The sequence below is a fragment of the Chryseobacterium sp. Bi04 genome, from assembly GCF_918698085.1.
In the GTDB taxonomy this organism is placed as follows: domain Bacteria; phylum Bacteroidota; class Bacteroidia; order Flavobacteriales; family Weeksellaceae; genus Chryseobacterium.
In genome coordinates, this window is the sequence record NZ_CAKKLP010000030.1 from 1 (window position 1) to 5,313 (window position 5,313).

The 5,313-nt window shown below is 46.8% G+C and carries 2 tRNA genes and 3 rRNA genes; all 5 read left to right on the plus strand.

Annotated features, from left to right (window positions below):
* Positions 1 to 79: 79 nt before the first annotated feature.
* Positions 80 to 1,596, plus strand: a 16S ribosomal RNA gene (locus tag LQV47_RS22420).
* Positions 1,597 to 1,811: 215 nt separating this feature from the next.
* Positions 1,812 to 1,885: transfer RNA gene (locus LQV47_RS22425), tRNA-Ile, on the plus strand.
* 80 nt (positions 1,886 to 1,965) lie between these two features.
* A tRNA-Ala gene (locus tag LQV47_RS22430) sits at positions 1,966 to 2,039 on the plus strand.
* Between the two features lie 204 nt (positions 2,040 to 2,243).
* Positions 2,244 to 5,009, plus strand: a 23S ribosomal RNA gene (locus LQV47_RS22435).
* A gap of 147 nt (positions 5,010 to 5,156) precedes the next feature.
* Positions 5,157 to 5,264, plus strand: a 5S ribosomal RNA gene (gene rrf, locus LQV47_RS22440).
* Together the 16S, 23S and 5S rRNA genes with 2 tRNA genes alongside form the textbook arrangement of a ribosomal RNA operon.
* The last annotated feature ends 49 nt before the right edge of the window (positions 5,265 to 5,313 follow it).

The following is a 5,313-nucleotide window of genomic DNA, read 5'->3' on the forward strand; positions in this document are numbered from 1 at the left end:
AAAGATCATTGACATACAATATAACAACCAAGTAAGGAAAAACTAAAGCGTCAAAACTTTGAGTGAGTCAGACAAACATACAATGGAGAGTTTGATCCTGGCTCAGGATGAACGCTAGCGGGAGGCCTAACACATGCAAGCCGAGCGGTATAGATTCTTCGGAATCTAGAGAGCGGCGTACGGGTGCGGAACACGTGTGCAACCTGCCTTTATCAGGGGGATAGCCTTTCGAAAGGAAGATTAATACCCCATAATATATTAAGTGGCATCACTAGATATTGAAAACTACGGTGGATAGAGATGGGCACGCGCAAGATTAGATAGTTGGTGAGGTAACGGCTCACCAAGTCTACGATCTTTAGGGGGCCTGAGAGGGTGATCCCCCACACTGGTACTGAGACACGGACCAGACTCCTACGGGAGGCAGCAGTGAGGAATATTGGACAATGGGTGAAAGCCTGATCCAGCCATCCCGCGTGAAGGACGACGGCCCTATGGGTTGTAAACTTCTTTTGTATAGGGATAAACCTAGATACGTGTATCTAGCTGAAGGTACTATACGAATAAGCACCGGCTAACTCCGTGCCAGCAGCCGCGGTAATACGGAGGGTGCAAGCGTTATCCGGATTTATTGGGTTTAAAGGGTCCGTAGGCGGATCTGTAAGTCAGTGGTGAAATCTCACAGCTTAACTGTGAAACTGCCATTGATACTGCAGGTCTTGAGTGTTGTTGAAGTAGCTGGAATAAGTAGTGTAGCGGTGAAATGCATAGATATTACTTAGAACACCAATTGCGAAGGCAGGTTACTAAGCAACAACTGACGCTGATGGACGAAAGCGTGGGGAGCGAACAGGATTAGATACCCTGGTAGTCCACGCCGTAAACGATGCTAACTCGTTTTTGGGCTTTCGGGTTCAGAGACTAAGCGAAAGTGATAAGTTAGCCACCTGGGGAGTACGTTCGCAAGAATGAAACTCAAAGGAATTGACGGGGGCCCGCACAAGCGGTGGATTATGTGGTTTAATTCGATGATACGCGAGGAACCTTACCAAGGCTTAAATGGGAATTGACAGGCTTAGAAATAGGCTTTTCTTCGGACAATTTTCAAGGTGCTGCATGGTTGTCGTCAGCTCGTGCCGTGAGGTGTTAGGTTAAGTCCTGCAACGAGCGCAACCCCTGTCACTAGTTGCCATCATTAAGTTGGGGACTCTAGTGAGACTGCCTACGCAAGTAGAGAGGAAGGTGGGGATGACGTCAAATCATCACGGCCCTTACGCCTTGGGCCACACACGTAATACAATGGCCAGTACAGAGGGCAGCTACACAGCGATGTGATGCAAATCTCGAAAGCTGGTCTCAGTTCGGATTGGAGTCTGCAACTCGACTCTATGAAGCTGGAATCGCTAGTAATCGCGCATCAGCCATGGCGCGGTGAATACGTTCCCGGGCCTTGTACACACCGCCCGTCAAGCCATGGAAGTCTGGGGTACCTGAAGTCGGTGACCGTAACAGGAGCTGCCTAGGGTAAAACAGGTAACTAGGGCTAAGTCGTAACAAGGTAGCCGTACCGGAAGGTGCGGCTGGAACATCTCATTTTAGAGCGTTGAAGAACGTTAAACAAATAAGGACACTATGTGTCCATGTACTTACTTAAAGAGAAGCTTTAGTTTTTTATTTGGTTGCTATATATAAAAAATACAAACCCACTAGAAATTAGTATAGGGAAAGAGATACAAGAGCCCAGAGCCAAGACCCAAGACGAATGCAAAAGTCTTGTATCTAGCATCTAGGATCTGTAAGTCTAAAAAGACAGTCTCGTAGCTCAGCTGGTTAGAGCGCTACACTGATAATGTAGAGGTCGGCAGTTCGAGCCTGCCCGAGACTACTAATTGAATTTGAGATTTGTGATTTGAAATTTGAAATTAATATCAAATATCAAATATTCAATATCAAATTAACCTAGAGGGGGAATTAGCTCAGCTGGCTAGAGCGCCTGCCTTGCACGCAGGAGGTCAAGGGTTCGACTCCCTTATTCTCCACAGTTTTGGAAGACTGATTTAAAAGTTACGGATAGAGCCAAAAACAATATCTGTTCATCAGTTTGACAAGAAGACATTAAGATCATTGACATTAACGGTAAAGACATCACAAAGAGATAACCGAGCACTTTCGAGTGCCGAGTTTATAAAAATATCGATAAATTAAATTTTATCAAAAAATACTGAACTAATATAATTATTAGGAAAGAAATCGTTAAGGGCGTATGGCGGATGCCTAGGCTTTCAGAGGCGAAGAAGGACGTGGTAAGCTGCGAAAAGCTGCGGGGATCGGCACACACGAATTGATCCGCAGATGTCCGAATGGGGCAACCCGTCTGGTTGAAGACCAGTCACTCTAAATTTATTTAGAGAGCAAACCCGGAGAACTGAAACATCTAAGTACCCGGAGGAAAAGAAATCGAAGAGATTCCGTAAGTAGTGGCGAGCGAAAGCGGATTAGCCCAAAAGCTAATTTATGTTTAATAGAATGTTCTGGAAAGAACGGCCGTAGAGGGTGATAGCCCCGTATATGAAAGGCATATTTAAGTGATAAATGAGTAGGGCGGGACACGTGAAATCCTGTCTGAATATGGGGGGACCATCCTCCAAGGCTAAATACTCCTGAAAGACCGATAGTGAACAAGTACTGTGAAGGAAAGGTGAAAAGCACTTCGAATAGAAGGGTGAAATAGAACCTGAAACCGTACGCCTACAAGCGGTCGGAGCACCAATAAGGTGTGACGGCGTGCCTTTTGCATAATGAGCCTACGAGTTAATTTTACTAGCGAGGTTAAGGTATTAAGTACCGGAGCCGGAGCGAAAGCGAGTCTGAATAGGGCGGTTAGTTAGTAGGATTAGACGCGAAACCTTGTGATCTACCCATGGGCAGGTTGAAGCTCTGGTAACACAGAGTGGAGGACCGAACCGGTTGACGTTGAAAAGTCTTCGGATGACCTGTGGGTAGGGGTGAAAGGCCAATCAAACTGGGAGATAGCTCGTACTCTCCGAAATGCATTTAGGTGCAGCGTCGCAAATGAGTTTATTAGAGGTAGAGCTACTGATTGGATGCGGGGGTTTCATCGCCTACCAATTCCTGACAAACTCCGAATGCTAATAAATGTTCTGCGGCAGTGAGGGCATGGGTGCTAAGGTCCATGTCCGAGAGGGAAAGAACCCAGACCAACAGCTAAGGTCCCAAAATATATGTTAAGTTGAAACAACGCGGTTGGACTGCATTGACAGCTAGGATGTTGGCTTGGAAGCAGCCATTCATTTAAAGAGTGCGTAACAGCTCACTAGTCGAGCGGTCCGGCATGGATAATAATCGGGCATAAACATATTACCGAAGCTATGGATTTGTATTTAATTATACATCTGGTAGGAGAGCATTCTATTTGCGCCGAAGCAGTATCGTGAGGTATTGTGGAGCGGATAGAAAAGAAAATGTAGGCATAAGTAACGATAAAGCGGGCGAGAAACCCGCTCACCGAAAGACCAAGGCTTCCTCAGCCATGCTAATCAGCTGAGGGTTAGTCGGGACCTAACGCGAACCCGAAAGGGGTAGTGGATGGACAATGGGTTAATATTCCCATACTTGCTCACACTAAAAAGGGGACGGAGTGCCGTACTTACTGGAGACTGACGGAATAGTCAAGGCCTAGCCTTCGGGCGAAGCTGCTGTAGGGAAAGTGCTTCCAAGAAAAGCCGAAGTGAAGCAACCCGTACCAAAACCGACACAGGTGGTCGAGGAGAGAATCCTAAGGTGCTAGAGTGAATCATGGTTAAGGAACTAGGCAAAATAGTCTCGTAACTTCGGGAGAAGAGACGCCATCAGCAATGGTGGCCGCAGTAAAGAGGCCCAGGCGACTGTTTATCAAAAACACAGGACTCTGCAAAATCGAAAGATGCAGTATAGGGTCTGACACCTGCCCGGTGCTGGAAGGTTAAGGAAGGTGCTTAGGGTTAAACCGAAGGCATTAACTGAAGCCCCAGTAAACGGCGGCCGTAACTATAACGGTCCTAAGGTAGCGAAATTCCTTGTCGGGTAAGTTCCGACCTGCACGAATGGTGTAACGATCTGGGCACTGTCTCAACCATGAGCTCTGTGAAATTGTAGTCTCGGTGAAGATGCCGAGTACCCGCAATGGGACGAAAAGACCCTGTGAACCTTTACTATAACTTCGTATTGACTTTGAGTAAGTAATGTGTAGGATAGGTGGGAGGCTTTGAAGCATGCACGCTAGTGTTTGTGGAGCCAACGTTGAAATACCACCCTTTACTTACTTGGAGCCTAACTTCTGAGAGGAAGGACATTGCGTGGTGGGTAGTTTGACTGGGGTGGTCGCCTCCAAAAGAGTAACGGAGGCTTTCAAAGGTACCCTCAGCACGCTTGGTAACCGTGCGTAGAGTGTAATGGCATAAGGGTGCTTGACTGTGAGACCTACAAGTCGATCAGGTGCGAAAGCAGGACATAGTGATCCGGTGGTTCCGTATGGAAGGGCCATCGCTCATAGGATAAAAGGTACTCCGGGGATAACAGGCTAGTCTCCCCCAAGAGCTCACATCGACGGGGAGGTTCGGCACCTCGATGTCGGCTCGTCACATCCTGGGGCTGGAGAAGGTCCCAAGGGTTGGGCTGTTCGCCCATTAAAGTGGCACGCGAGCTGGGTTCAGAACGTCGTGAGACAGTTCGGTCTCTATCTATTGCGGGCGTTAGATGTTTGAGAGGGCTTGATTCTAGTACGAGAGGACCGAATTGAACAAACCTCTGGTGTATCAGTTGTTCCGCCAGGAGCACCGCTGAGTAGCTACGTTTGGAAGAGATAAGCACTGAAGGCATATAAGTGCGAAACTCGCCTCAAGATGAGACATCTTTTAAGGGTCGTTGGAGATGACGACGTTGATAGGCTACAGGTGTAAAGACAGTAATGTCATAGCCGAGTAGTACTAATTACCCGTAGATTTATAGCCTAATATGGCGCACGGAAGTGCAGCAAGGTTAGCTCTTTGTGAAAGTTTTTATCGATACATATAATTTAGCAATGTAAAATTTTATCAATGTACCAATATCAATTGTTACACTGTTACATTAACTACATTGTTACATTAAACCATATTTAGGGTGGTTTTAGCGGTGGGGCTCACCTGTTCCCATTCCGAACACAGAAGTTAAGCCCACCAGCGCCGATGGTACTGCTAACGCGGGAGAGTAGGCCGCCGCCAGTTTTTATTTTATTTTTAAAAATCCTTTATCGTAAGATAGAGGATTTTTTTT